This is a genomic window from Exiguobacterium algae (genome assembly GCF_018617875.1).
Taxonomy (GTDB): domain Bacteria; phylum Bacillota; class Bacilli; order Exiguobacteriales; family Exiguobacteriaceae; genus Exiguobacterium; species Exiguobacterium algae.
In genome coordinates this window covers 108,350-133,863 of sequence record NZ_JACSKZ010000003.1, presented here as the reverse complement: position 1 = coordinate 133,863, position 25,514 = coordinate 108,350, and the positions used below count along the sequence as shown (strand labels likewise).

Sequence of the window (25,514 nt, the reverse complement as noted above, 5' to 3'; positions counted from 1 at the left end):
AAATGCATTTAATATAATACAGGAGGGAATGCGATATGAATCAACGTATGGAATTGGAGAACAGCTGGCAATCAGATCGGTTTGAAGGAGTGGAACGTCCGTATAGTGTGGAAGACGTGATGAAGCTACGTGGCTCAATCATGATTGAACACACGTTAGCGACAAAAGGGGCGGAGCGTCTTTGGAATCTCCTTCACGAACGGGATTATGTTCATGCGTTGGGGGCGCTGACGGGTAACCAGGCGATCCAACAAGTGAAGGCGGGGCTTGAGGCAATTTACTTGAGCGGTTGGCAAGTGGCTGCTGACGCTAACCTTTCCGGTCATATGTATCCGGACCAAAGCTTGTATCCGGCGAACTCTGTGCCGAGCGTCGTCAAACGGATCAACCAAGCGCTTCAACGTGCCGATCAAATTCAAACCGCTGAAGGAAAGGGCGATACGCATTGGTTCGCACCAATCGTGGCGGATATGGAAGCCGGATTCGGTGGGGTGCTGAACGTATTTGAATTAACGAAAGCGATGATTGAGGCAGGAGCAGCCGGTGTTCACCTCGAGGACCAGTTATCTTCTGAGAAGAAATGCGGACACCTCGGTGGAAAAGTGCTACTTCCAACACAGACAGCGGTCAAAAATCTGATTGCGGCACGTCTTGCGGCAGACGTGATGGGAGTTTCGACGATTATTGTCGCACGAACCGATGCACACGCGGCGAATCTGATCACAAGTGACATCGATCCAGTCGATCATCCGTTCATTGTCGGCGAACGAACACCGGAAGGATTCTACCGCACGGAAGCGGGGATCGATCAGGCAATCGCACGTGGATTGGCGTATGCCCCTTATGCGGATCTCGTTTGGTGTGAAACATCAGAACCTGATCTAGAGGAAGCGCGACAGTTCGCAGAAGCGATTCATGCGAAATATCCAGGAAAACTTCTTGCTTATAACTGCTCGCCATCATTCAACTGGAAAAAGAAACTGACCGACGAAGAAATCGCGACGTTCCAACAAGAAATCGGAGCGATGGGTTACAAGTTCCAATTCGTCACGCTCGCTGGATTCCATGCCCTCAACTTTGGCATGTTCGAGTTGGCTCGTGGCTACAAAGACCGTGGGATGGCAGCTTATTCTGAATTGCAACAAGCCGAATTTGATGCTGAACAACATGGATACACGGCGACACGTCACCAGCGTGAAGTCGGAACCGGCTACTTCGATGAAGTCTCACTCGTCATCTCGGGTGGCCAATCTTCTACGACGGCACTTGCAGGATCGACAGAAGCAGAACAGTTTGAAGTGAAATAAGGGAAGAAAAAGATGATGCGTCTGCCGCATCATCTTTTTTGTTTAGCGTGGAATGGTGAGGGTTTGTCCGACATAAATCAAATTAACATTGGTGATGTTGTTTGCGGAAGCGATTTTCGAGACGGTCGTATTATACGATGCCGCAATCTTATAGAGCGTATCCCCTGATTTGACAGTGTAGGTAGTCGTGGAGGCTGGAGGTGTTGTCGTTCCGGGGATGGTGAGAACTTGTCCTACATAAATCAAATTGACATTGGTGATGTTGTTTGCGGAAGCGATTTTCGAGACGGTCGTATTATACGATGCCGCAATCTTATAGAGCGTATCCCCTGATTTGACAGTGTAGGTAGTCGTGGAGGCTGGAGGTGTTGTCGTTCCGGGGATAACGAGCACTTGTCCGACATAAATCAAGTTCGTGTTCGTGATGTTGTTCGCAGAAGCGAGGGCTGAAACGCTCACGCCGTACGTCCGGGCAATGCCGTAAAGCGTATCTCCCGATTTGACCGTATACGTTTTTGCGGTGGAATTCGATTGATACGCGAGAAGTTGGGAAATCGTCACGAATTGATACCCTTTTGCTTTGAGTTGTGAAATCATCGTCGGTAGAGCGAGCGGGGTTCCGGGTGCACCAGCCCCCGTATGCATCAACACGATTGACCCGGGTTTGATATTCGATTGAACTTTCGTGTTGATTTGACTTGCCGAGACGCCTTTCCAATCGACCGTATCAATGTTCCATTGGATGGTGTAGCTGTATCCTGCCGCGCCGACACCGCTCAAGACGGTATTGTTTACTGCGCCATATGGGGCTCTAAATATCGGTTTGGTTGTTTTTCCGGTGAGGGACTTGATTAAAGACTCAGTGCGGTCGAGTTCGGACTTCATTTGTGTTGTGCTCAACTGAGTGAAATAAGGGTGACTGTAGGAATGGTTCCCTAACTGATGACCTTTTGCAGCAATGTTTTTAATGTACTGCGGATGATGATTTGCGCCTGATCCTGTCAAAAAGAACGTGGCTTTTACGTTATATTTTGTGAGAATGTCCAAGATTTTGTTCGTGTTTGCCCCGTCCGCTCCGTCATCAAATGTAAGAGCCACTATTTTGCTTGTCGTATTGACACTGGTGATGAATGTGGAAGAAGCTGCAGCGACAGATCTCGGTGCGACAACGAACGTTCCGAGTAAAATCAACAAAGCCATGAACACGCGAACAACCCTGCTTGTCATGTTATTTCGCCTCCCATCATGAAGCTTAGACCTGCTGTGACCATGTCGTTCCTTGTAGTTTTTATATACCCGATTTTCGTTATGGAACGTTCATTGACTGAAAGAAGCGTCACGTTACTCCTTCAGAGGATATGTGTGAAATTTGTGAGAACGCGACGTGCTATTACTCACAGAATGCTCACACACTTTCAGTGGAAGGGTGGTATCATGAAAAATGTGTGAAGGATGTAAGCGATTTATTAGGAGGAACGATGATGAAAAAAGCAATGACACGATTCGGGGCAACAATCGGTCTCGTTGGAATGCTCATTTTAGGAGCATGTGGTACGGAGCAAGAAACAGAGAATGTGACGGCCCATCAATCTATGGAACCGGTTGAAGCGAACTTACAAGTGGTCGAAACGGCAGATGTGGGTGCGCCGGTGACACTGACAGTGAACGTCACGCAAGACGGGGAAGCGGTGGACGATGCGGACGAAATCAAGTTCGAAGTATGGAAAAATGATGCGAAAGAAGATAGTGAGATGCTAGAATCATCATTCGATCAAAACGGTACGTATACAGCCGAAACGACGTTTGAAGAAGATGGGGTCTATACCGTTCAAGTTCACGTAACTGCTCGGCAAATGCATACGATGCCGACGACCGAAGTGACAGTTGGAAATCCAGCTGAAGCGATGGATGAATCCGAACATCATCATACAATGTCGGAGATTACATTGGATTCGAAAGAAGCCACGGCAGGACAGGCCAAGATGTTCATGACGCATGTCATGGTGGAGGAAGAGATGCTGTCGGATGCAGAAGTACAGCTTGAAATCTTCCAAGATGGAGCGGACAAGCACGAATGGGTCAAACTTGAGGAAATCGAAGCCGGTATGTACAAAGGGGAGTACACGTTTGATCAGACCGGTACGTACAATGTCCAAATCCATGTCACAAAAGGTGATGACATTCATGAACATGTGATGGAGACAGTAAACGTCCAATAAAAAATCGGCTCGCGTTGAGCCGATTTTTTATTTATGCGTTTTGGTAAAGTGATTCAACTTGTTGTTGAAGCGCCTCATTTTCGAGGTACTCATCGTAAGTCGCTTCCTTGTCCACAATGCCGTTCGGTGTCACTTCGATGATGCGCGTTGCGATCGTCGAGATGAGCTGATGGTCATGTGAGCTGAAGAGAAGCACGCCTTTGAACGACTCAAGACCGTTGTTGAGTGCCGTAATTGATTCGAGGTCCAAGTGGTTCGTCGGATCGTCGAGGACGAGCACGTTCGAATTCGAGAGCATCATCTTCGAGAGCATGCAACGAACTTTTTCTCCCCCAGAGAGGACAGACGCTTTCTTCATAACTTCTTCACCTGAGAAGAGCATGCGACCAAGGAAGCCACGAAGGAACGTGTCTGACTCATCGGCTGGTGAGAACTGGCGCAACCAGTCGAGGATGCTCTTTTCCGAGCCCTCGAAGTATTCCGAGTTGTCTTTCGGGAAGTACGACTGAGTCGTCGTCACGCCCCATTTGACCGAACCTGTATCTGGTTCCATCTCACCCATGAGAATTTTGAATAGTGTCGTGATTGCAACGTCAGAACGACCGACGAATGCGACTTTGTCCGTCTTGTTGAGTGAGAACGTGACGTTGTCGAGCACTTTTACGCCATCAATCGTCTTCGAAACGTTGTCGACATAGAGAACATCGTTTCCGATTTCGCGTTCCATTGTGAAGCCGACAAACGGATAACGACGTGATGACGGACGAATGTCGTCAAGCGTGATCTTATCGAGCAACTTCTTACGTGACGTCGCTTGACGCGCTTTCGATGCGTTCGAGCTGAAGCGGGCGATGAAGTTTTGAAGCTCTTTGATCTTCTCTTCTTTTTTCTTGTTCTGGTCAGCTGCCATACGTGTCGCAAGCTGGCTTGACTCGTACCAGAAGTCGTAGTTCCCGACATAAAGCTGGATTTTACCGAAGTCGAGGTCTGCCATGTGCGTACAGACTTTGTTCAAGAAGTGACGGTCGTGGGAAACGACGATGACCGTGTTTTCAAAGTTAATCAAGAACTCTTCCAACCATTGGATCGCTTTAAGATCGAGTCCGTTGGTCGGCTCGTCCAAGAGCAGGATGTCCGGCTTACCGAAGAGTGCCTGGGCGAGAAGTACTTTGACTTTCTCCCCACCTGTGAGCTCGCTCATTTGTTTCTGGTGAAGCGCTTCAGTGATCCCGAGACCTTGAAGGACCATCGAGGCTTCCGACTCTGCTTCCCAACCGTTCAACTCGGCGAATTCGCCTTCGAGTTCAGCTGCGCGCATTCCGTCTTCATCTGAGAAATCTTCTTTCATATAGATGGCATCTTTTTCTTTCATGACGTTGTAGAGACGCTCATGCCCCATGATGACGGTTTCGAGTACCGCTTTGTCTTCATAAGCATAGTGGTCCTGCTTGAGGACGGCGAGACGCTCACCCGGTGTGATGCTGACATCACCTGTCGTCGTGTCTTGTTCACCTGATAAAATCTTTAAGAATGTCGATTTCCCGGCACCGTTCGCACCGATCAATCCATAACAGTTGCCTGGTGTGAACTTGATGTTCACGTCTTCGAACAACTTGCGGCCACCGAATTGGAGGCTGACGTTATTTACTGTAATCATGTATGATATCCCTCGTTTTTCTGATTAGTTTACGACGTGTATTGTATCACGTTTTCTAAAAATGCGCAGTGTCCCATAATGAGGAGATGTTTTGAGGGAGAGGAGTAGGGTGGGAAAGGGATGAAAAAGAAGGGGTTTTACATCATGAACTGGAAATAAGTAGACGAGGACAACATGTAAAATAATGAGGAGCATACGATGAAGCGTAATAAAATTTGGATCGTTACCTTGCTTGCAGCAATGACTCTTGTTCTTTCGATTTCGATATGGGCGGACGAACTTCGAAAGTTTGAATTTGGCAAGTATGATGACTTTGAAGAGGCGCTTGACAAGGGACTTGCCTATGAAATGAATGAACTCATCTACAAAACAAGTCATAATGGCGTGACAATCGTCATGTATACGACGACTCCGAGCCCGGAAGATTTTCTGAATGCGAACTTCGAAGCGGTGTCCGTTCGGTACTTTGAAGGAAATGATGAGGAGGGATGGGTCGGAATTGGGCATGAAGGATGGGAGCATCATGAAAATGATCATTTCACCCTCTATAACAATTATTTAAGGGAATATGAGGACGATGGATCCGAGAGGCACGTGTTCAATGTGAGATTCGGTGAAATTCATAATCCGGAGATTGTAAAAGTCGAAACGAAATCCTCAGAGGAAGAGTCGTTTTCAGAAGCCACCATCATCCGACCGTACCGCTATTACTTCCACATCGGAGAAGATTCCATCGTTCAAGGGTTATCGTCAGATGGAGAAGTCATCGACCGTCAGGGAGGATGAGGGTTGGGCTGAAACGAAAAGCCATCCGTAGACGGATGGCTTTTAATCGATTTTAACGATGGTTGTTTGGAGATCAAACGCTACATTTCCTTCTAATGCACGCGAAATCATACAACTGTCTTTCGCTTTCTTTGCGATGCGTTCGACGAGTGTGACTTCGCGATCCGACATCATCGAGGAAACATGGATGGTTGTGTTGTAACGAATCATTTCATATGTGAAAACCCCGTTCGTCACGTCGACAATCCCTTCCGCGTCAATTGAGATTCCGCGGTGTGTGAGCTCGCTTCGTCCGAGCATAGCGGCCAACGTGATGATGTAGCACGTCGCCGCAGCGCCAAGGAGCATCTCATCCGGGTTTGTCCCAATGCCGGGACCGTCCATTTCCGGAGGAATTGAAATTTGAGTCTTTAACCGCTCGGCCTCAAGGGTGCCGACGTCGTTTCGTCCACCGTCCCACCCGAGGTTCATTTGAAAAGAATGCTTCATAAAAAAATCGCCTCCAATGTCTCTAGTGTAGAAGAGAATCGTTGGAGGCGCATTTGTTATGCTCGGGCACGTTCTGCAAATGTGCGAAGTGTCTCGATGATGACCGTCGTTGCTTTTTCCATATTGTTTACAGAGATATACTCGAACTTCCCGTGATAGTTCTCACCACCAGTGAAGATGTTTGGTGTCGGGAGTCCCATGTAAGACAACTGCGATCCGTCTGTCCCGCCACGGATCGGTTCAATTTTCGGCTCGATGTCGAGGCCGCGCATGACGTCAGCTACCGTATCGACGATATGTTTGACCGGTTCGATTTTTTCCGCCATGTTGTAGTACTGGTCTTCCATCTTCAGCTCAATCCGCTCTTCCCCGTACTTTTGCTTCCATTCGAGAACGAGTTTCTCCATCAACGCTTTGCGCGCTTCGAACTTCTCTTTATCATGATCGCGGATGATGTATTGAAGCGTCGTCTTCTCCACATCTCCTGAGAATCCGTTCAAATGGAAGAATCCTTCGTAGTCACTCGTCCGCTCCGGTGTTTCGTCGGCAGGCAGGCGATTTTGGAATGCCATTGCGAGCTTCATCGAGTTGACCATCTTGTTTTTGGCGCTACCCGGATGCACGTTCGTGCCGTGGAACGTGACGGTTGCACCAGCCGCGTTGAAGCTTTCATACTGCAATTCTCCAAGAGGACCGCCATCCATTGTATAGGCGAAGTCGGCGTTGAAGCGTGCGACGTCGAATTTATGCGGACCTCGTCCGATTTCTTCGTCCGGTGTAAAGGCGATGCGAACCGGTCCGTGTGGAATCTCAGGGTGGGACAATAAGTATTCGACGGCTGTGACGATTTCAGCGATTCCAGCCTTATCGTCCGCACCGAGGAGTGTCGTCCCGTCCGTTGTCATGAGCGTGTGACCGACGTATCCGTCTAGCTCAGGAAAATCCTTCGGAGACAGAACGACACCGAGTGCCTCGTTCAAGACGATGTCGCCACCTTCATAATGCTCAACGAGTTGAGGTGAGACATTCGTTCCTGTGAAATCGGTCGCCGTATCGACATGGGCGAGGAAGCCGATCGTCGGTACATCATGATCGACGTTACTTGGAAGTGTAGCGAATAGATAGCCGTATTCGTCCGTCTCGACGTCTGTCAGTCCAAGTTCCTTCAGTTCCTTTTCCAAGTGACGAATCAAATCCCACTGTTTTGCGGTTGAAGGGGTTGTTTCACTCGTGAAATCGGATTGTGTGTCTATTTTTGCGTATGTCATCAAGCGTTGAATCAATTTCTCTTGCATGCAGGTATCCTCCTCGAAAAAGTTTCATCCACTTTAGTTTATCACGCGCGTCGGGAAGCGAAACAAAAAAGTCGCTCCGCACAATTCGCTAGAACTGTGTGAAACGACGATTTAAAAGAGGATGGGATAAAGAAAAGGCAATACGAATGAGGTGAAGATTGCTGTCAGTCCCATCGCAGCACCACCGGTTGCTCCTGACAGAGGGTGTTCGGTTGCCGCCTGGGCGGTACCGATTCCATGGCTGATCGTGCCGAGCGCGAGTCCGCGTGTGAATGGGTCAGTTACGCGGAACGCAGTTAAGATAACAGGTCCGAGCATGGCCCCGAGAATCCCACACGCGACAGCAATCGAGGCGGCGAGCGTCGCATCGCCTTCTAACTGCCGGGCGAGTTCAAGTGCAATCGGCGAAGTCGCTGACTTTACAGATAAGGCAATCAATACGTGATTGGTCAGTTCAAATAATTTTCCGAACAGTACCGCGACGAAAATGGTCGATAACGAACCGAGGACAATCGCTCCTAGCGCGCGTTTTGCACGTGCAAGCAAGGTCGGTAAATTCCGATATAACGGCAAGCCGAGGGCGACGGTCGCCGGACCGAGTAATGTCGTGATGACATCTCTCGCCGGTTCGTAAGTGTCATATGACTGACCGGATAACAGTAAAATCAGGATTAAGAGCGCCGTGCTTAAAAAGACGACATTCGTAAACGGTGATGCCCACTTCACAGATAAACGACGGCTCAATGCATAGATAAGGACGGTGAGCCCGATCCAAAAGAACGTCATGAGGCTTCCCCTTCCTTTCCGGAGACGAGGGCCGTCACGAGGAGGCCGACCGTCAAACTAACGAGCAATGTGATCAGTAGCGGAACGCCTGCTACTTTCAATAAAGTCCCATATGCCATCAAGCCGACAGCGATAGGGATGAAAAAGAAAGCGAGGTGTTTCGTCAGAAAGCCAGCACTGTCTTCAATCCACTCGACACGAATCACTTTTGTCATCAAGAGGACGAGAAGGGAGACCATTCCGATGACACTGCCGGGTACTTTCCAGGAGAATGTGTGCACGATCCAGTTTCCGAACGTGCTGAGGCCAAATAAAAGGGAAAGCCCGATCACCCATTTCAATAATTTCATGTTACAAGACATCCTTTCACATCTTTCAAAACGTATGAATTTTCTCAGATTCTCCAATGATGGTCAAGATAAAGGTAGAACAAAAAAGAAAAGGGGTACATACGTTTGGTATGCTACACTACATTCATCATAAACAAACGGGGTGTCGAGATGGAACTAAAAACGATTGAACGGTTTATTCAACAACGCGGACTAAAGAACGGGGAAGACATTTTAAATGCGTTCACGAAGCGAGTTAATTTGAATCTCGTGCCACGGACAACGAGGGAAGAGGTACCAATCGGTCATTCAAAATTCGGTGGATATCCGGATTTACCAAACGCAGAGAATCATCCAGGCGATCACCTGACGCTTCTTGCCCAGTTTCGGCTGAGTGATTTTGCTGAATGTGAATCCGTAGGAGAACTCCCAAAAGAAGGTTTGCTCTCCTTCTTCTATGATTTAGAGGAACAACCTTGGGGCGGTGTGGACGAACGTCATTTTTGGCGAGTTCTGTATACGGAAGAAACACAACTTGAACGAGTTCGAGTTGGGGAAGCATTGAATGAACGTGCTGTTACATTTGAAGAAGGTTACGCGGAGAATGGATATGATTTGTATGAACTCATGGATGAAGAAGTGTACGAATCATTTGAAGAGTTGTTTAATTATGGGGAACTTCATGCAATCGGCGGCCATCCGAACGAAGTACAAGGTGATGTTTTTGAAGAAGCACAATATACATATGGAGAACGCTTTGAAAATCCGTTTCTCCTGTTCCAAATGGACACTTCTGAAGAATTAGACGTCATGTTCGGGGACGCTGGAATCCTTTATTTTCTTATTCCGACAGATGCACTCCTTAACAAACGATTTGAAGAGACAGAAATCATCATGCAATGTTATTGAACGCAAAAGAGAGTTGACCATTCATCGGTCAACTCTCTTTTATTTAAGCTTGTTTTTTCTTACGGAATCGTGCGAAGAACTCATACACGATTGGGACGATGAGGAGCGTGAGGAGCGTCGAACTTGTGAGTCCGCCGATCACGGTCACACCGAGACCTTTCGAGATGAGGGCACCGCCTTCGAGACCGAGTGCGAGTGGTGAAAGGGCACCGATAGTTGCAAGAGCAGTCATCAAGATTGGACGGAGACGCGTACCCGCTGCCTCTAACAAGGCTTCACGTGTCGAAAGACCGGCTTCTTCTTTATGAATGACACGGTCGATCAAGACGATCGCGTTCGTCACAACAATCCCGATCAACATGAGTGCCCCGATCAATGCGGAGACGGAAATCGTTTCTCCTGTGATCAAGAGAGCAAGGAGTCCACCGATAATCGCGTAAGGAAGCGAGAAGAGAACGACGAACGGTGTGACGGCACCGCCGAACGTGATGACAAGTACCAAGTAAACGATGGCAACGGCCGCAAGCATGGCGAGACCGAGCTGTGTGAACGATTCTTGGATTTGTTCCGTTACACCTCCGACATCATAAGAGACGCCTGATGGAAGGTCGAGGTCAGATACACGTTCTTCAATCGCTGCGGAAGCTTCCGTGGCTTTATCTGTTTTTAAGTCAACACTGATTCGAGCTAGCAGCTTTCCGTTTTTCTCAACCAACGTATCCGGTGTCGTCCCTTCTTCGACTTCGATGAAGTCTGAGATTGGACGTGGTCCGAACGGCGTTGTGATTTCACGTGCCTGTAAGTCGTCAATGCTGTCATATGTGACTTGTTCTGTCGGAATGATGACATCGAGCTGTTTGTCGTCAACCGTCACACTGGCGAGCGGACTCTCAGGAGCCTGGAACTGACTGATGGCTTGAGCGATTTGACCGGCAGAAACGCCAGCTTCTGCAGCGGCTTGTTGATCGACGTTAAACGTGTATTGCACATACGATTCACGTAAATCGGAAGTTGCTTGGCGAACGTAATCTGTTTCTTGTTCAATCGTCTCTACAAATGTCGGGACGATTTCTTCTAAATCTTCGAGGGAGTTCGCATAGACGTTGTAGGTGACACCGCTTGTCGCTCCGCCGCCTGAGAAGTCTTGCTCTTTCCATTCACCACTTGAAGCCAGTTCATTCAACTTCTCGATATCGGCCAATTTCACATCAGCGAAATCTTCCGTATCTTGATCGTATTGAACAATGAAGATTCCTTGCTTGTTGTTACCCGGGTTTAATGGATTTTCGCCGCCGACCGTAAACTGAACATCTGTGACGTCCGGCTGATCTTCCATGAAGTATTTTTCTGCGATTTCTGCTGCTGCAATGGAGTCATCGAGCGTTTGACCTGGTTCAGGATCAAACGTGACATAGAGCGTTTTTTCCGATTCCTGGTTCAAGAAGTTGACCCCGATTGCCGGCACGAGTGCGAAACTGCCGAAAAGAAGGAGCGTCGCCAGACCGAACACGACCAACTTATGATTGAGTGACCAGTTTAAAACGCCGCGATACCATTCCGCCAGCTTACCCGGACCTTCTTCAGGCTTGAGCTTGTCACGGTTTTGGAAGAATGAATCGGCCATCATCGGCACGACCGTGATCGCTACGAGTAAAGAAGCGAGAAGTGCAAAGACGACAGTCAAAGCAAACGGTAAGAACAGTTCACCGACGAAACCGGTGACGAAACCGAGTGGCAAGAAGACCGCAATCGTCACGATGGTTGATGAGGCGATTGGGATAAATACTTCTTTTGTCGCCGCGATAATCAACGCTTTACCGCGCAATGGCTCATTTGTGCGTGTGAGACGCCGGTAAATATTTTCAATTACGACGATGGAGTCATCGACGACGCGACCGATAGCGACGGTCATCGCACCGAGTGTCATGATGTTCAATGTGATATCCAGTTGCTTCAACACGATGAGTGCCATGAGGAGCGACAATGGAATCGAGATGACCGCGATGATTGTCGAACGGAAGTTACGCAGGAAGACCAAGATGATCAAGATTGCGAACAGGCCACCGAGTAATGCCTTCGAAAGCATCGTGTTGACCGACTCTTCAATCGGTTCGCCCTGGTCAAGCGTGACGGAAATGTTCGCCGTATCATAGTCGGCCTTAAAATCATCTAAAATGTCTTTCACTTCATTGACGACGTCCACTGTATTGGCGTCTTGTGTTTTAGTGACTTGCACTCCAATCGAGCGTTCGCCGTTCGAGCGCGAGATCGATTCCTCAATCCCTTTATCTTCGATTGTCGCGAGTTCACTTAACGCAACCGTCGGAACGGTCAGCTGTGCATTCGCCGGAAGATCTGTTGGAGCATCCGTTGCCGGTGTTTCTCCTGTTGGAAATTCTGACGGCGCAGAAGGCGTCGGGGCTGTTTGTGCGGGTGAATATGGGATTTGAAGGTCGCGGAATGCCTCTAACGTTTCTGATTTCCCATCAATGACAACAGCTTGTTCCGAGTCGCCGAGTTCATATAAACCGAGGGCGATTCGGGCATCATTGGCTTGAATCAACTGTTTGACCGTGTCCTCAGTCAAGTTGTATTCCGCGAGTGCCTCTTGGTCAAACTGAAGTTCGACGCGGCGAATCTCCTGACCGGCGATTTGAACGGTTTGAGCACCTTCCACCCCTTCTAAAGCAGGTTGAAGCTCCTCTTCGACACGTTTCGTCAATTCAGACAAATCAATACTCTCATCTGAAATAGCAGCCCCGATGACAGGGAAGGCATCAAAGCTGAGTCGTGATACTTGTGGTTCCTGTGCGGACTCAGGCAAGTCGACGTTGCTGAGGGCATCCTTTACTTGTTGTTCGGCTTCATCCATATCGGTACTGAAATCATAGTCGATTTGAATGTTTGATGCGTTTTGGAAGGAGGACGAACGGACTTGTTCGACTCCGTTCAGACTTTGCAGACGTTCCTCAAGAACGGTACTGACTTCCTCGAGTACCTGTTCAGGCGAAGCGCCAGGATAGATCGTGGTGACGGAGACGGTCGGTGTGGTGATGTCCGGTAACGTCTCAAGTTTCATGGTGAGACCGGCATAAAGACCTGCGGCCGTCAAAATAATCGTCATCAACCAGACAGCGAACTTGTTGTTGACGGAGAACGAAGTAATTTTTTGCATGGTGTTGGATTCCCCTCTATCTCATTTTATGGTTTCGTATCGATGTGTTTCGCGCGTTCAATCAAACGTGTGATGATTGCTTGTTTTAATTCAGCGGGTGGGACGCCGACCCCGAAATGTTCGGACATCATCATTCCTTCTAAGGCATAGCGAATGATCATCGTCTCAGCAGGGTCACTTGTTTTTTGGAACGTTTCGAAAAACGCGTCGAGATCTCGTTTCCAACGGGCAGCATATTCCTGATCGACTGCAAATAATGTAATAAAGGAAATCATTTTTTCGGCATCGATTTGGATGGGTGACCGTTCGGGATGAAGCTTGGTTTCATCGAACAGGCGGACAAATGCCTCGACGGGACCAAATCCTTCACGCTGGAGTGACTCGTACAATTCGTTTTCTTCCTGTTGAAGGCGTTCGACGATGGCTGTTAAAAGGGCTTCTTTTGAAGGATAATGGTACAGCAATCCACCTTTGGAGACACCTGCTGTTTTCGCGACTTCATCCAACGTAAGTTGGTGCACCCCATTGTCCATAATGATGGTGGTCGCCGCATCAAGCAGCTTTTGTTTTGTGACATTCGATCGGTTGGACATTGGACTCACCTCGTTTCTGTACCGACCAGACGGTTTGTTTGATTTCACTATAGACTTCTGATTGTTTTGAAGTCAAGAAAGAGGAGGGAGAAAACCTGCAATCCAACAGATTGAAGGAAGCGATTACGAGAAAAAGGTTGACTTGAGAATGATTATCATTGAATATAGTCATTGAGAGTAATTATCATTACCGGTGAAAACAAAAGAACGTGGGGGAATGACCGATGAACAAAAAATATGCAGCCTTGGGCCTTTCAGCGGCCATGACAACATCATTGCTTGCAGCATGCGCGAGTACAGAAGACGCGACGCCTGAGAATGGATCCGACTCGACTGAAGTCGTCAACGTTTACTCAAGCCGTCATTATGACGTCGATCAAGAGTTATATAAGCAGTTCGAAGAAGAAACGGGCATTCAAGTCAATGTCGTAGAGGGGAAAAGCGATGAACTGTTGGAGCGTCTAAATACAGAAGGCGACAACACAGAAGCGGACCTTTTCATCACATCTGATGCGGGGAACCTGTATCAGGCGAAGGAAGCGGGACACCTTCAAGCGGTCGATAGCGATGTGCTTGCGTCAAACATCCCGGAAAAATATCGTGACGTTGATAACGAATGGTTCGGATTGACGAAACGTGCACGTGTCATCGTCTATTCTAAAGACCGTGTGAATCCAGAAGACCTGTCAACGTATGAGGCGTTAACAGAAGATCAGTGGAATGGCAAAGTGCTTGTCCGCCCGTCTGAGAACATGTATAACATTTCCCTGCTCGCTTCATTCATCGAAGTGAATGGTGCCGAAGAGGCGAAGGAATGGGCGAAAGGCTTGGTGAACAACATGGCACGTGACCCGAAAGGGAACGACCGGGACCAAGCGAAGGCCGTCGTAGCAGGTGAAGGTGATGTGGCCATCATGAACACGTATTACTTGGGTCTCATGCTCAACTCTGAAGATTCGGAAGAGAAAAAAGTTGCCGAGCAACTTGGCGTCTTCTTCCCGAACCAGGAAACGACTGGGACGCATGTGAATATCTCTGGGATCGCTATGACGAAAGCGTCGAAGCATACAGACAATGCGAAGAAGTTGATGGAGTTCATGTCCAACCCGTCTGCTCAGGAAAAATTCGCAGGCGTGAACTATGAATACCCGGTAAATGAAGCGGTTGAACCGAACGAATTGCTTCAATCGTGGGGTGAGTTCAAAGAGCAAGACATCAACTTATCGACACTCGGTGAGAATCAACAAGAAGCAATCCGCATCTTTAATGAAGCGGGCTGGAAGTAAGATGACTTCGGCTTGAACGAACGTTCAGGCCGGAGGTTTTTGCGTTTCTTAACTTCTCTACGCTACACAGAACGAAAAGAAGTTGGTATGATGGGACAGAAATTGATTCGATAGAACGGGAGCGGTACGACATGAACTGGCACGTGGTGAAACGACAACTGAATGGATGGGCAGTGCTCAGTTTCCTTGCGATTCTGTTCATCGTATTACCCGGGGTCGTTGTACTCGTAGAATTATTCGCCCCCGTCAACGAAAATTGGCAACACATCCAGGAGTATTTACTGCCACGATATGTCCGCAATACCTTGTTTATCATGATCGCGACCGGTGCGCTGACGACAATCATCGGGACAAGCCTTGCCTGGTTCGTGACCGTCTATGATTTCCCGTTACGTCGCTTTTTCAAATGGGCACTTATCTTGCCTCTCGCGATTCCCCCGTATATCGGGGCATACACGTATCACGGAATCCTGAACTATACCGGCGTCATCCAAACGACGTTACGAAACGAATTTGGGATCACGGTGGACCAGGCCTATTTCAATATCATGTCGATTCAAGGCACCGTGTTCATTTTCACCTTGTTCTTATATCCTTATATCTATACAATCACACGGGCATTTTTGCATAATCAATCTTCATCGATGATTGAAAACGCCCGTATCCTCGGACGGGGCTCTTGGGATATTTTCTTCACCGTTGTCATCCCGATCTCACGTGTCGCCGTCATCGGCGGAGTGAGTCTCGTGTTGATGGAGGTCTTGAACGACTATGGGGTCGTCAAATATTTCGGCATTCAGACATTCAGCACCGCGATCTTTAGTACGTGGTTCGGAATGAAGGATACGTCGTCGGCTTTGAAGTTGGCCGGAACGCTAATGATTCTCGTCATCGCCATTTTGACGATGGAACGGCTGGTGCGGGGACGGAAACAGTTCAGTTATGCCTCGACGAAAGTGAAGCCGCTCAAACCGAGACCGCTGCATGGCTGGCAACGGTATGTCGTCTTCGCCTATGTCGCACTCGTGTTTGCCGTCGCCTTCATCATCCCGTTTACGCAACTGGCTGCCTGGACGTTCCTGACGTTTGATACGGTATTTACGGCAGCGTTTTGGCAGCTCGTCTGGAATACAGTACGTGTGGCATTGATCGCCACGATTATCATCTTGTTATTCGCACTCATCATCGCGAATTATACGCGTCTCTTCCCTTCAAATATGACGCGCGTCATCTCGAAAGTGACGACGCTCGGTTATTCGATTCCGGGAGCGGCCATCGCGATTGCGGTCATCACGCTGTTTCTATGGCTCGATGCCAAAGTGCTGGATGTGGCGCTCGCGCTCGATCTTGGTCAGACATTTGTATTCCGTACGACACTCATCATGCTCATTTTTGCTTACGTTATCCGCTTCCTCGCCATCGGCTTCAACTCGATTGAGAGTGGCTTTGAGAAAGTCGGGAAATCGTTCACCGAAGCATCCCGAATGCTTGGATGGAACACGGTCCAGACGTTCTTCCGCGTGGACATCCCGATGATCAAGGGGGCCATTATGAGTGCGTTCATCCTCGTTTTTATTGATATTATGAAAGAGCTACCGCTTACGCTCTTTTTACAACCGTTTAACTTCTCAACGCTTGCGACACAAGCGTTCAAATATGTGAGTGACGAGAAGATACACGAAGCAGCACTCGCTTCGATTGTCATCGTCCTCATGAGTGGTTTGTTAATTTTTGTTTTCCACAAGGTGCTGGATAAGGAGGCCGACTAATGTTCGTTCAAATCAATGACTTACATTTTAGCTATAAAGGTGCGCACGAAGAAACGATTAAGGGATTCTCAATCTCGATTACAAAAGGCGAAATCGTATCCCTGCTAGGAGATAGTGGATCGGGGAAAAGTACGATTCTTCGCTTGATTGCAGGACTCGAGATGCCGAATCAAGGGGTCGTCGTCGTGAACGACTGTGTTTGTTGTGACGACTGTCAGTTCATGCCACCCGAGCAACGCGGTGTCGGGATGGTGTTCCAGGACTATGCGCTCTTCCCGCATATGACCGTTGAAAAGAACATTCGGTTCGGACTTCATAAGTTGAGTCGTAAAGAACGGAATGAACGGGTCGAGGAGATGCTCGCTCTTGTCAATTTGACGGAGTTCCGCCATCGTTATCCGTATGAGCTGAGCGGTGGACAACAGCAACGCGTCGCGCTCGCTCGTGCGCTCGCACCAAAGCCGTCGCTATTGATTTTAGACGAACCGTTCAGTAATTTGGACACGTCCCTCCAGCATCGAATTCGGGACGACCTTCGTCGCCTCTTGAAACAGACCGGTACTACAACAATCTTTGTGACGCACGACGAGGAAGATGCTGAGGCACTCGCTGACCGCATCGTCTACCTCGGGGAAGGCAAAATTAAAAAGCAAGTCATGACGGAGAACAACAAGACGTTCAACCCGCAGATTCCTTGCTTCGTATAAGAGAAAGAGAGCCGTTCTGCAATCGCAGACGGCTCTCTTTTTAGTCGTCTTCATTTTGTTGAAGCTTCCGATACATCCCGGGGGCGACGCCGTATTTCCGCTTGAAGATTCGATGAAAATACGGGTAAGTCCGAAATCCGGATAACTCGGCGATGGTCTCGAGGGAATGCTTGGTGTATCGCATTTGTTCCTCCGCGAGCCGTAATCGGATTGATTGTACATATTCGATGATTGTCATATCGGTTGTTTCTTTAAAAAGATGAACCGTACGAGACACGCTCAATCCGACAGCTTCTGCGACATCGGCGACTTTGAGATCTTCGGTTGCATGCCCTTCGATGTACCGCATCATCCGAGACACGACGGGGGGGCGCGATGCCGTGCGTACTTCCTTTGCAGCCCGGTCGAGGAGGAGGAGGAGGGCTTGAATGAGTGTCTCGATGATTGCCTCTTCTTGTTCGGGGAATGGACGCCGCGCTTCTTCGGTTATGTGTTGCCAAAGCGATAACATGCGGGAATCGATTGAAATCGTGCACAAGTGGGGACGGGGCGTCGCTTGCCACCAACTGTCGATCTGCTCCCCTTTACAAAATAAGTGATAATCTCCGCTTGCAGGGGTATCGACATGTAATTCATACGCATCGCCGGGACGGACGAGCAGAAGATCACCGGGGTGTGCAATCATCGTCTCGCCATTGACGACCACGCGAGCGGTCCCTTCAGTTTGTAAGCGGATCAAGTACGTATCCAACACGTTCGGAAACGGAAAAGTATATGTCGTTGTGTGATAGGAATAGCCACAAAAGCCAATCTCCATAGTAACTTCCTTTCTTTTTAGCCAGATTGTGCATACGTTAATCATATCATGAATGGTCATAACTAGTTGCAGGCAGTACGATGAAAGCGTTGAAACAGAAAATGAGCTTTAAGGAGGATGTAGCATGAAACAATGGTGGAAAGAAGCAGTCGTGTATCAAATTTATCCACGTAGCTTTAATGACTCAAACGGAGATGGAATCGGCGATATTCAAGGAATCACAGAAAAGATGTCTTATTTGGCAGAGCTCGGAATCGATGTCATCTGGCTGTCGCCGGTATACGATTCGCCGAACGACGACAACGGATACGACATTCGTGATTACCGCGCCATCATGGACGAGTTTGGTACGATGGAAGACTTTGATGCGATGCTTGAAGAAGCGCACCGTCATGGTATTAAAATCATGATGGACCTCGTCGTCAACCACTCTTCTGACGAACACCAGTGGTTCATGGAGTCACGCTCTTCAAAAGAGAGTCCATATCGTGACTACTATATTTGGAAAAAAGGGAAGAACGGTCAGCCACCGACGAACTGGGGCGCTTTCTTCGGCGGCAGTGCTTGGCAGTATGATGAGGCGAGCGATGAGTACTACCTTCACCTTTTCAGTAAGAAACAACCGGATTTGAACTGGGAAAGTGAGACGCTTCGTCGTGAAGTGTATGACCTCATGACGTATTGGCTCGATAAAGGAGTCGATGGGTTCCGGATGGACGTCATCAATATGATTTCAAAAGATCCGAGCTATCCGGATGGGAAGACGCAGGGAACCGGGTATGGTGACGGGACACCATTCTTCTTTAACGGGCCACGTATCCATGAATTCATGCAGGAGATGAATCAAGAAGTCTTATCGAAATATGACACAATCACGGTCGGTGAGATGCCAGGGGTCAGTGTGGAAGAAGCGAAGCTTTATACAGGGGAAGACCGTCACGAATTGAACATGGTCTTTCATTTTGAACATGTGGACGTCGGGAACGGAAGCTTCGGAAAATGGAATCCAACGGACTGGAAGCTCACCGAGTTGAAGACAATCTTCTCACGTTGGCAAGAAGGGCTCGAGGAGGAAGGATGGAACAGTTTGTATTGGAGTAACCATGACCAGCCTCGTGCCATCTCGCGTTTTGGAAACGACTCGCCTGAATATCGTGTTCGCTCCGGGAAGATGCTGGCAACGCTGTTGCACATGCTGAAAGGAACGCCATACATTTATCAGGGAGAAGAGTTCGGGATGACGAACGTCGCGTTTGATTCAATCGATCAGTATCGCGACATCGAGACGTTGAATGCTTATCGGGATTATACGTCGAAGGGGCTCTTGACACACGAAGAGATTTTCCGCGGAATCCACGAGCGGGGGCGTGATAATTCACGTACGCCGGTGCAATGGTCGAGTGAGGCACACGGCGGTTTCACGACAGGGACACCTTGGATTGATGTCAATCCAAACTATGTCGACATCAATGCGGAAGCGGCACGAAAAGACCCGGATTCGCTCTTCCATTACTATCGCCAATTGATTGCACTGCGTAAAGCCAATCCGCTTGTTGTGTACGGAAAGTATGAGCTCTTGTTACCAGAAGACGAGGCGGTTTATGCGTTTACCCGTACGTATGAAGGTGAGACGTGGCTCGTCCTCTGTAACTTCTCGAGTGAGACGCAGGAACGCAGCTTCCCGTACGAGTTAAAGGAACATGTTATCGGAAACATGGAGACAAAAGACCCATCCGTTCTACGTCCATACGAAGCACAAGTCTTTAAAATCTAATTGCGAAGGTCCGCCAACATCGTGGCGGACTTTTTGTATGTACAGCTATAAAATCCCATTATTTCGGGAATAAGATAAGAAAGTCTGGTGAAAAGGGGGAAGCGAGATGGATACGTTAATTGTCTTTTCCTCAAGATACGGTACGAGTGAAAAAGTCGCGGCTTTGTTATCGGAACGTCTGAAGGGAGACGGAGCGATTCGTGTTCAAAACATCGTCGAACAACCGGACATTGACTGGGAAACCGTGGATCATGTCATTGTCGGAAGTTCGATTCGGATGGGGGCGATTCAACAGGAGATGAAGGAATGGCTAAAGGAGCATGAAGCAAACTTGTTGGCGAGACCGCTCGGTTTGTATTTATGTGCCGGAACCCCGACTGAATCGGAACGTCGTCGTGAGCTTGAGGAAGCGTACAATGAACAGTTGCGTACGCATGCTTACTTTGTGGAAGTGGTAGGACACGGATACGATTTCGAGCGTATGGGATTCCTTGATAAGGCCATTGTCCGGATGATGGCCAAACAGTCCGGGAGCTCCCTTGATTTGGATGAAGAAAAATTGGAGCGGTTAGTAAAAACCGCTCAAACGTCTTCCCGGACCCGCTCTGAAAATCCATAGGCGAACAAATCGTGAGCTTCAATCGGACTGCTCGTGGAGATGAGTGCATCTCCACTTTTTTGTTGGGCTTCAATATTTTGAAGACGAATCCGTTCAAGGTTCCTTCCGATTCTTAAGGCGATTGGAGCGGAATCATGGCATTGAATCTCTTCAATCACGATGTCATCGGTTCGATTTTTTCCTCCGAATATTTCGATATCGGCTCTTCCGGAAGTGAACCCCGTCACCTTGACGCGCGTTAAGTTCACGTTTCGCGACTTGTATTGAATGGCGAGCGCAGGATAATTTTGATAGTCGTAATGAGGATTTCCTATGGCCGTGAAGCCGTTTATGAATACGTCACGATACGCAGAGACGACAAGACTTCGAGGAGATGATTTTTTGTACAAGTCAGTGCGGATGGGTTCGATCGAAACGAGATTCGTTCCGGATATAAACCTTGCTGTTTGGGACTCCGGATCGTCTGCTAAATGATGGCCGATATGACGGAAATTAAAGGAGCGGTTGTCATGGTACGACAAATGACCGAAGATATGCACATCACTTGCGGCTGAAGAGGTGCCGTGCGCTTTGATTTCTACTCCGCCGAAGCAGCCTTCGCTCATGTTGTTGACGAGCGTGACATGTCGTGACCCGTCATCGACTTCAATCCCGTTTGAATTCGAGAATCCTTTCGTATGCGTTCGTCCGTGAGGATGATGGCAATAGCAGTTCGTGATATAAACGGCGTCGCTATGGTGCGTCGTGATTCCATCATCGCCATAGTTTGTTGCTTCGCAGTGGTCGAGGTGAATGAATCGACTACCGTTGGCGGCACGTAATCCGTCCCCTAAGTAGTGGTAATGGGGGGAGGTGACATCGAATGCATGCAGCCCTGCATTTTTTGCCGTCACGTGATGCACCCAACCGTACGTCACATGAGCGAAGGTCAAGGCGCTGGAAGTCGTGTCTCCGCTCGTGGTTCGTTGCGAAGCATCGAGGCGATCGACGTTCCAGTCCAGCGTGAGGTGCGCCACTTCGATGTGGTGATTGCCGGCGAACGGTGTCGCATTTCTTAGGAGGCGACGATGTTTCGGTGCGCGATTCGAAAGTTTGAGAATCGTCTGTTGTTGACCGGCTCCATGCAGGATGCAATTTGAAGGCAGTCGGATTCCGCGGACGACATAGGTACCGGCGGGAACGTAGACATGGCGATTCGACCGAAGCGCGAGACGGAAGGCGAGTGTGCAATCGGTCTCCCCGTCACCGACAGCACCATAATCGGTCACGTCCACCTCTTGCCGGATGGATTGCTTTAAATTTAAGTGTTCCGCGTCCAAGCGTCTCATCCAAACAGGACGTACCACCCCATGTACAAGTTCGAGAGGGAGTGCGTTTTTGATGGGGGTGATTCGTTCGGTTAGCAGAATACGGCACGGATAGGTCAAGTTCGTGTGTGGATAGTTCTTTTCCCGCATCTCTTCGAGCCACTTCAACGTGGTGGGTAACGTATGATCGGAAGACCAGTTCGAATAATGATGAATCGTCGATTGAATGTCTTGTCGGTTAATGGGTGTTGTCATCGTCTATCCCTCCTGGCGATTCTTTCACTAGGTTGTACCCGTTCCAGCTCGATTTTTAGCAATCAGAAGTATTTACTAGACAGAAGCATTTAAGCATGGTATATTACATATGTGCTTAATTAAGAATAGCTGGAATCATAATTCACAAGTGCTTGGGATTATTTTTCATTAGATAATCCAGAGGCTTGTATTTTTTTTGGTCAAGTTTTTTCTAGTAAGGCACTACTATAACGCATAGCGTTTATTTCAGGAGGGTTCATTCATGAACACAGGTAAAGTAAAATGGTTTAACTCAGAAAAAGGTTACGGCTTCATCGAAATGGAAGGCGGAGACGACGTATTCGTACACTTCTCAGCAATCCAAGGCGACGGCTTCAAAACACTTGAAGAAGGCCAAGAAGTAACTTTCGAAATCACTGACGGAGCTCGTGGACCACAAGCTTCTAACGTTGAAAAAATCTAATTTTCCTCTTTGAGGAATGAGATAGCCTGCTCGCTTCGGCGAGCAGGTTTTTTTGTGTTTACTTGCTCCCTGTGAGGGAACAGTATATGAGCAACAAATCATGAAGGAGGAATTCGGAATGGGTGCAAAGGAAACAGCGTTAAAAATACTAGATTCCAGTGATGTAGGAACGATGGCGACGGTATATAGAGTGAAACCCCACAGTCGATACATGACCTTTTTCCACGATGAGTTCACACTTTATACGGCAACTTCAAACGATTCGGACAAAGTAGATGAATTGGAAAAAAATCCGTATACGCATATTTTGATTGGATACGATGGGGACGGGGTCGGAGACACGTACTTAGAAATACTAGGGAAGGCAACGGTCTCGGATGACGAATCCATGAAAGAAAAAGTATGGAATGAAAAACTCGAAGGATGGTTTGACGGACCCGATGATCCGAAGCTCATTATCCTCAAAATCGAACCGGAATCGATCTGGGTGATGAACAAGAAGGGGGAGTCACCCCAGGAAGTACAACTTTAAATGAATCAGGATGCCTGCAAATGGGCATCTTTTTTCATGCTTTAAAAGTGTCTGTCACGTGACGACAATATGAACGAACGATGAACAATTGGAAACTTCTTCATATACATATGTGAAAAACTGAACAAGAGTGGTATATTGTGAATGTAATCACATTATTCATTATTTCACATTTGTTAAAAGGGAGGAATTATCATGTTCACGAAATTTTGGCAAAACAACAAAGTCGCTACGGCGATCTTGACGGTACTCCGTGTCTGGCTCGGCTACCACTGGCTCACAGCAGGATGGGGTAAAATCACTGGTGGATTCGCTACAGAAGGATTCTTAAATAACGCGTTGACACTTGCTACAGGGGAACACCCAGCGGTAGCAGGCTGGTGGGCAGCGTTCTTAGAAAACTTCGCGATTCCAAACTCGGCTCTCTTCGATGTTCTTGTTCCTTACGGTGAGTTCTTGGTTGGTCTTGGTCTATTGCTCGGTGCGTTGACACGTAGCGCAGCATTCTTCGGACTTGTCATGAATATGGCGTTCTTGCTCTCAGGAACGGTTAGTACGAACCCGACGATGTTGATCGTGTCTGTATTGATTCTCGTTGCTGGACATAACGCAGGTAAAATTGGTGTGGATGGATTATTCCTCCGTCGCTTCGTTGAGACGAAAATCACTCATCGTTCACCAAATCGTCAAATAGCCTCTTAACACCCGGTGTTCTCCTGTGACAAATCTCTCACGTTTCGGCTACGATAGATATAGCCTAGAGAAACAAAGGAGAACGCTACATGAATATGACGTATTTTAAACGGCTTGGTTATGCAGAAGGTGTATCATTCTTATTGCTGTTGTTCATTGCGATGCCATTAAAGTATATGGCCGGGATCCCGCTCGCCGTGAGCATCGTCGGAGCGGCACACGGATTCTTGTTCGTCGCTTACGTCATCGCAGCTGTATACATGGCTTGGCGCCATCGTTGGAGTTTTAAAGTGCTCGCGTTGGCTGTCATCGCTTCTGTCATTCCATTTGGACCATTCTTATTAGAAAAGCGGGTACTCCCGTCTATAGAAAAGACATCGAACTAATTTGTTCGATGTCTTTTTCTGTTTATGAGGCGGTAATGTCTGAATTCAATGGCGTAGTGCTTTTTTCGGCACGGATATCGTGACGAATGCGATACATTGAAGAGAGAGTAAGCGAGAGCAGGCAAACCATGCAAATTGCGTACAATGCGGATGCAGGCATCCATTCGCTCAACATGCCGAATAAGATGAATCCGAACGGCGTCATTCCCATCGCCAATGATTCAAGTACCCCCATCACACGTCCGAGGTATTTCGGATCGGTGTTCGATTGTAAATAAATTTGAAGCGGAATGTTCGTTCGAATGACCAGAAAACCTGTCAATAAAGCGAAGGTTGTCAAGAAAATAATGGAAGCGAAGACAGAAAAACCGAGCAGGACCGGAATCGCTGGTCCGATGAAAATTAAACTTAACATGGTCAATGAACGAAGTGACGTCGTGAGTTGATATTTGATTTTGAAAAATGGTAAGGCGTGTAGAAGTGAAGCGACCAAGAAACCGACGGCAAACATACTTTGCAGGAAGCCAAACTGGAACGGACTCACCCCGATACTTTGGAGTGTGACGATCGGGAACAACACTTCTGAAGCGACGAAGAAGAAATTAAGAAACGCAGCCAGAATGGTGATGGTCCAAAGAACGCGTTTTCCTTTTAAATAATGGAAGCCGGACTTCACATCTTCCCAAGCGGCTTGAGTTGGTGCAGTCGATTCAGTTGATAAGAAGGTTAGGCGAGAAGCGAAGAATGCCGCAATCCCAAACAAGACGGCTGAACTGAATAGAAATGCTGAAATCGGTAATAGTTTGAACAACGCTCCGGCAAGAAGTGGGGTACCGATACTCGAGAAAGAAATGATACTTTGAACGAGTGAGTTCACACGCTGCAATTCGTCTTCTTTAAATAACAATGGGATCGAGCTTGAGATCGTGACCGATAAAAACGTTGAGAAGATGGATAGTATGGCGGTGATGAGTAAGAAGACAGGCGCTCCGAATGTCCACATGAGACTGGCGACACCGGCGATTAAAAATAATAACCCGTTCAGTGATTCCATCGAGATAATCAGTTTTTTTCGATTTAACCGGTCGGCATACGCTCCGGCGAATGGTGACAAAAGAACACGTGGCAATGTTCCGGCTAAGAGGACGAGTGCGAATTGAAGTCCGGAACCAGAAGATGTTAAGACGATCAGACCAGCAACGAACGTGAAGAGACTCGACGCGAACAAGGACATGAATTTACCGAGTAACAGCACGGGGAGGTTTGAATTTGTCGTTTTCATAAGAAATCTCCTTTGCATATTTGTTAAATGTGATTTAACATTAATATAAAGCAAAAGAGGGAATCTGTAAACAGTTAAG

The 25,514-nt window shown here is 48.0% G+C and carries 24 protein-coding genes; 13 read left to right on the top strand and 11 right to left on the bottom strand.

The window, feature by feature from the left end; all coding sequences use genetic code 11:
- Positions 1-35 precede the first annotated feature (35 nt).
- A complete protein-coding gene (gene aceA, locus KNP03_RS09425; RefSeq protein ID WP_214828683.1) occupies positions 36-1,307 on the top strand; it encodes an isocitrate lyase in 1,272 nt (423 codons plus the stop codon).
- A 42-nt stretch (positions 1,308-1,349) separates the two neighbouring features.
- Here aceA and KNP03_RS09420 read toward each other — a convergent pair whose 3' ends face one another.
- Positions 1,350-2,534 carry a LysM peptidoglycan-binding domain-containing protein gene (locus tag KNP03_RS09420; RefSeq protein ID WP_214828680.1) on the bottom strand — a complete coding sequence of 395 codons (1,185 nt, stop codon included), beginning with the start codon at positions 2,532-2,534 and terminating at the stop codon, positions 1,350-1,352.
- 254 nt (positions 2,535-2,788) lie between these two features.
- Between KNP03_RS09420 and KNP03_RS09415 the strand changes: the two genes are divergently transcribed.
- Positions 2,789-3,526 carry a FixH family protein gene (locus KNP03_RS09415; protein ID WP_214828677.1) on the top strand — a complete coding sequence of 246 codons (738 nt, stop codon included), beginning with the start codon at positions 2,789-2,791 and terminating at the stop codon, positions 3,524-3,526.
- Between the two features lie 31 nt (positions 3,527-3,557).
- Here KNP03_RS09415 and KNP03_RS09410 read toward each other — a convergent pair whose 3' ends face one another.
- The gene (locus tag KNP03_RS09410; protein WP_214828673.1) at positions 3,558-5,183 is read right to left on the bottom strand and encodes an ABC-F family ATP-binding cassette domain-containing protein; all 1,626 of its coding nucleotides are present in this window, start codon (positions 5,181-5,183) and stop codon (positions 3,558-3,560) included.
- Between the two features lie 198 nt (positions 5,184-5,381).
- On the opposite strand from KNP03_RS09410, the gene KNP03_RS09405 reads away from it, so the two are divergent.
- A complete protein-coding gene (locus KNP03_RS09405; RefSeq protein WP_214828670.1) occupies positions 5,382-5,969 on the top strand; it encodes a hypothetical protein in 588 nt (195 codons plus the stop codon).
- Between the two features lie 42 nt (positions 5,970-6,011).
- On the opposite strand, the gene KNP03_RS09400 is transcribed toward KNP03_RS09405, so the two are convergent.
- From KNP03_RS09400 to KNP03_RS09385, 4 genes are all read right to left on the bottom strand, one after another.
- A complete protein-coding gene (locus tag KNP03_RS09400) occupies positions 6,012-6,458 on the bottom strand; it encodes an SACOL1771 family peroxiredoxin (protein ID WP_214828667.1) in 447 nt (148 codons plus the stop codon).
- Between the two features lie 56 nt (positions 6,459-6,514).
- Positions 6,515-7,753, bottom strand: coding sequence for a peptidase T (pepT, locus tag KNP03_RS09395; RefSeq protein WP_214828664.1), 1,239 nt, complete (start codon positions 7,751-7,753; stop codon positions 6,515-6,517).
- A gap of 111 nt (positions 7,754-7,864) precedes the next feature.
- On the bottom strand, positions 7,865-8,539 hold the full coding sequence (locus tag KNP03_RS09390) for an LrgB family protein (protein ID WP_214828661.1): 675 nt from the start codon (positions 8,537-8,539) through the stop codon (positions 7,865-7,867).
- On the bottom strand, positions 8,536-8,889 hold the full coding sequence (locus tag KNP03_RS09385) for a CidA/LrgA family protein (RefSeq protein WP_214828658.1): 354 nt from the start codon (positions 8,887-8,889) through the stop codon (positions 8,536-8,538). The genes KNP03_RS09390 and KNP03_RS09385 overlap by 4 nt, the downstream gene beginning before the upstream one ends.
- A gap of 150 nt (positions 8,890-9,039) precedes the next feature.
- Between KNP03_RS09385 and KNP03_RS09380 the strand changes: the two genes are divergently transcribed.
- Positions 9,040-9,777, top strand: coding sequence for a YwqG family protein (locus KNP03_RS09380; protein WP_214828656.1), 738 nt, complete (start codon positions 9,040-9,042; stop codon positions 9,775-9,777).
- A gap of 43 nt (positions 9,778-9,820) precedes the next feature.
- Here KNP03_RS09380 and KNP03_RS09375 read toward each other — a convergent pair whose 3' ends face one another.
- Positions 9,821-12,952: an efflux RND transporter permease subunit gene (locus tag KNP03_RS09375; RefSeq protein ID WP_214828654.1), complete on the bottom strand. Its 3,132-nt coding sequence runs from the start codon at positions 12,950-12,952 to the stop codon at positions 9,821-9,823.
- A gap of 26 nt (positions 12,953-12,978) precedes the next feature.
- Positions 12,979-13,545: a TetR/AcrR family transcriptional regulator gene (locus KNP03_RS09370; protein WP_214828652.1), complete on the bottom strand. Its 567-nt coding sequence runs from the start codon at positions 13,543-13,545 to the stop codon at positions 12,979-12,981.
- Between the two features lie 224 nt (positions 13,546-13,769).
- Here KNP03_RS09370 and KNP03_RS09365 point away from each other — a divergent pair, with 224 nt between their 5' ends.
- From KNP03_RS09365 to KNP03_RS09355, 3 genes are all read left to right on the top strand, one after another.
- On the top strand, positions 13,770-14,831 hold the full coding sequence (locus KNP03_RS09365; protein WP_214828650.1) for a Fe(3+) ABC transporter substrate-binding protein: 1,062 nt from the start codon (positions 13,770-13,772) through the stop codon (positions 14,829-14,831).
- A 131-nt stretch (positions 14,832-14,962) separates the two neighbouring features.
- Positions 14,963-16,600 (top strand): ABC transporter permease, encoded by a 1,638-nt coding sequence (locus KNP03_RS09360; protein ID WP_214828648.1) that lies wholly within the window; start codon positions 14,963-14,965, stop codon positions 16,598-16,600.
- On the top strand, positions 16,600-17,307 hold the full coding sequence (locus KNP03_RS09355; protein ID WP_214828646.1) for an ABC transporter ATP-binding protein: 708 nt from the start codon (positions 16,600-16,602) through the stop codon (positions 17,305-17,307). The genes KNP03_RS09360 and KNP03_RS09355 overlap by 1 nt, the downstream gene beginning before the upstream one ends.
- A gap of 40 nt (positions 17,308-17,347) precedes the next feature.
- Here KNP03_RS09355 and KNP03_RS09350 read toward each other — a convergent pair whose 3' ends face one another.
- Entirely contained in the window at positions 17,348-18,124 is a 777-nt protein-coding gene (locus KNP03_RS09350; protein ID WP_214828643.1) for an AraC family transcriptional regulator, read from the bottom strand.
- Between the two features lie 124 nt (positions 18,125-18,248).
- On the opposite strand from KNP03_RS09350, the gene KNP03_RS09345 reads away from it, so the two are divergent.
- Together KNP03_RS09345 and KNP03_RS09340 are read left to right on the top strand one after the other, a co-directional pair.
- Positions 18,249-19,898 (top strand): glycoside hydrolase family 13 protein, encoded by a 1,650-nt coding sequence (locus KNP03_RS09345; RefSeq protein ID WP_214828640.1) that lies wholly within the window; start codon positions 18,249-18,251, stop codon positions 19,896-19,898.
- Positions 19,899-20,004: 106 nt separating this feature from the next.
- A complete protein-coding gene (locus tag KNP03_RS09340) occupies positions 20,005-20,517 on the top strand; it encodes a flavodoxin domain-containing protein (protein WP_214828637.1) in 513 nt (170 codons plus the stop codon).
- On the opposite strand, the gene KNP03_RS09335 is transcribed toward KNP03_RS09340, so the two are convergent.
- Positions 20,481-22,079, bottom strand: coding sequence for a glycoside hydrolase family 55 protein (locus KNP03_RS09335; protein WP_214828634.1), 1,599 nt, complete (start codon positions 22,077-22,079; stop codon positions 20,481-20,483). The two genes, KNP03_RS09340 and KNP03_RS09335, sit on opposite strands and share 37 nt — an antisense overlap.
- A gap of 262 nt (positions 22,080-22,341) precedes the next feature.
- Between KNP03_RS09335 and KNP03_RS09330 the strand changes: the two genes are divergently transcribed.
- The 4 genes from KNP03_RS09330 to KNP03_RS09315 all read left to right on the top strand — a co-directional run bounded on the left by KNP03_RS09330 (position 22,342) and on the right by KNP03_RS09315 (position 24,153).
- Positions 22,342-22,542 carry a cold-shock protein gene (locus tag KNP03_RS09330; RefSeq protein ID WP_015880427.1) on the top strand — a complete coding sequence of 67 codons (201 nt, stop codon included), beginning with the start codon at positions 22,342-22,344 and terminating at the stop codon, positions 22,540-22,542.
- A 118-nt stretch (positions 22,543-22,660) separates the two neighbouring features.
- Positions 22,661-23,074 (top strand): pyridoxamine 5'-phosphate oxidase family protein, encoded by a 414-nt coding sequence (locus KNP03_RS09325; protein ID WP_214828631.1) that lies wholly within the window; start codon positions 22,661-22,663, stop codon positions 23,072-23,074.
- A 195-nt stretch (positions 23,075-23,269) separates the two neighbouring features.
- Positions 23,270-23,776, top strand: a complete 507-nt coding sequence (locus tag KNP03_RS09320) for a DoxX family membrane protein (RefSeq protein ID WP_214828627.1) — start codon at positions 23,270-23,272, stop codon at positions 23,774-23,776.
- Between the two features lie 80 nt (positions 23,777-23,856).
- A complete protein-coding gene (locus tag KNP03_RS09315; protein ID WP_214828624.1) occupies positions 23,857-24,153 on the top strand; it encodes a DUF3817 domain-containing protein in 297 nt (98 codons plus the stop codon).
- Between the two features lie 22 nt (positions 24,154-24,175).
- Here KNP03_RS09315 and KNP03_RS09310 read toward each other — a convergent pair whose 3' ends face one another.
- Positions 24,176-25,435 carry an MFS transporter gene (locus KNP03_RS09310; protein WP_214828621.1) on the bottom strand — a complete coding sequence of 420 codons (1,260 nt, stop codon included), beginning with the start codon at positions 25,433-25,435 and terminating at the stop codon, positions 24,176-24,178.
- Positions 25,436-25,514: the final 79 nt, after the last annotated feature.

What these genes read in the sequence shown, in the direction of transcription:
- KNP03_RS09325 (WP_214828631.1), top strand. Translation starts at nt 22,661, where the DNA reads ATGGGTGCAAAGGAAACAGCGTTAAAAATACTAGATTCCAGTGATGTA.
- KNP03_RS09360 (WP_214828648.1), top strand. Translation starts at nt 14,963, where the DNA reads ATGAACTGGCACGTGGTGAAACGACAACTGAATGGATGGGCAGTGCTC.
- KNP03_RS09400 (WP_214828667.1), bottom strand. Translation starts at nt 6,458, where the DNA reads ATGAAGCATTCTTTTCAAATGAACCTCGGGTGGGACGGTGGACGAAAC.
- KNP03_RS09370 (WP_214828652.1), bottom strand. Translation starts at nt 13,545, where the DNA reads ATGTCCAACCGATCGAATGTCACAAAACAAAAGCTGCTTGATGCGGCG.
- KNP03_RS09390 (WP_214828661.1), bottom strand. Translation starts at nt 8,539, where the DNA reads ATGACGTTCTTTTGGATCGGGCTCACCGTCCTTATCTATGCATTGAGC.
- aceA (WP_214828683.1), top strand. Translation starts at nt 36, where the DNA reads ATGAATCAACGTATGGAATTGGAGAACAGCTGGCAATCAGATCGGTTT.
- KNP03_RS09375 (WP_214828654.1), bottom strand. Translation starts at nt 12,952, where the DNA reads ATGCAAAAAATTACTTCGTTCTCCGTCAACAACAAGTTCGCTGTCTGG.
- KNP03_RS09405 (WP_214828670.1), top strand. Translation starts at nt 5,382, where the DNA reads ATGAAGCGTAATAAAATTTGGATCGTTACCTTGCTTGCAGCAATGACT.
- KNP03_RS09355 (WP_214828646.1), top strand. Translation starts at nt 16,600, where the DNA reads ATGTTCGTTCAAATCAATGACTTACATTTTAGCTATAAAGGTGCGCAC.
- KNP03_RS09380 (WP_214828656.1), top strand. Translation starts at nt 9,040, where the DNA reads ATGGAACTAAAAACGATTGAACGGTTTATTCAACAACGCGGACTAAAG.
- KNP03_RS09385 (WP_214828658.1), bottom strand. Translation starts at nt 8,889, where the DNA reads ATGAAATTATTGAAATGGGTGATCGGGCTTTCCCTTTTATTTGGCCTC.
- KNP03_RS09345 (WP_214828640.1), top strand. Translation starts at nt 18,249, where the DNA reads ATGAAACAATGGTGGAAAGAAGCAGTCGTGTATCAAATTTATCCACGT.
- KNP03_RS09350 (WP_214828643.1), bottom strand. Translation starts at nt 18,124, where the DNA reads ATGGAGATTGGCTTTTGTGGCTATTCCTATCACACAACGACATATACT.
- KNP03_RS09330 (WP_015880427.1), top strand. Translation starts at nt 22,342, where the DNA reads ATGAACACAGGTAAAGTAAAATGGTTTAACTCAGAAAAAGGTTACGGC.
- KNP03_RS09340 (WP_214828637.1), top strand. Translation starts at nt 20,005, where the DNA reads ATGGATACGTTAATTGTCTTTTCCTCAAGATACGGTACGAGTGAAAAA.
- KNP03_RS09320 (WP_214828627.1), top strand. Translation starts at nt 23,270, where the DNA reads ATGTTCACGAAATTTTGGCAAAACAACAAAGTCGCTACGGCGATCTTG.
- KNP03_RS09310 (WP_214828621.1), bottom strand. Translation starts at nt 25,435, where the DNA reads ATGAAAACGACAAATTCAAACCTCCCCGTGCTGTTACTCGGTAAATTC.
- KNP03_RS09415 (WP_214828677.1), top strand. Translation starts at nt 2,789, where the DNA reads ATGAAAAAAGCAATGACACGATTCGGGGCAACAATCGGTCTCGTTGGA.
- KNP03_RS09365 (WP_214828650.1), top strand. Translation starts at nt 13,770, where the DNA reads ATGAACAAAAAATATGCAGCCTTGGGCCTTTCAGCGGCCATGACAACA.
- KNP03_RS09335 (WP_214828634.1), bottom strand. Translation starts at nt 22,079, where the DNA reads ATGACAACACCCATTAACCGACAAGACATTCAATCGACGATTCATCAT.
- KNP03_RS09420 (WP_214828680.1), bottom strand. Translation starts at nt 2,534, where the DNA reads ATGACAAGCAGGGTTGTTCGCGTGTTCATGGCTTTGTTGATTTTACTC.
- pepT (WP_214828664.1), bottom strand. Translation starts at nt 7,753, where the DNA reads ATGCAAGAGAAATTGATTCAACGCTTGATGACATACGCAAAAATAGAC.
- KNP03_RS09315 (WP_214828624.1), top strand. Translation starts at nt 23,857, where the DNA reads ATGAATATGACGTATTTTAAACGGCTTGGTTATGCAGAAGGTGTATCA.
- KNP03_RS09410 (WP_214828673.1), bottom strand. Translation starts at nt 5,183, where the DNA reads ATGATTACAGTAAATAACGTCAGCCTCCAATTCGGTGGCCGCAAGTTG.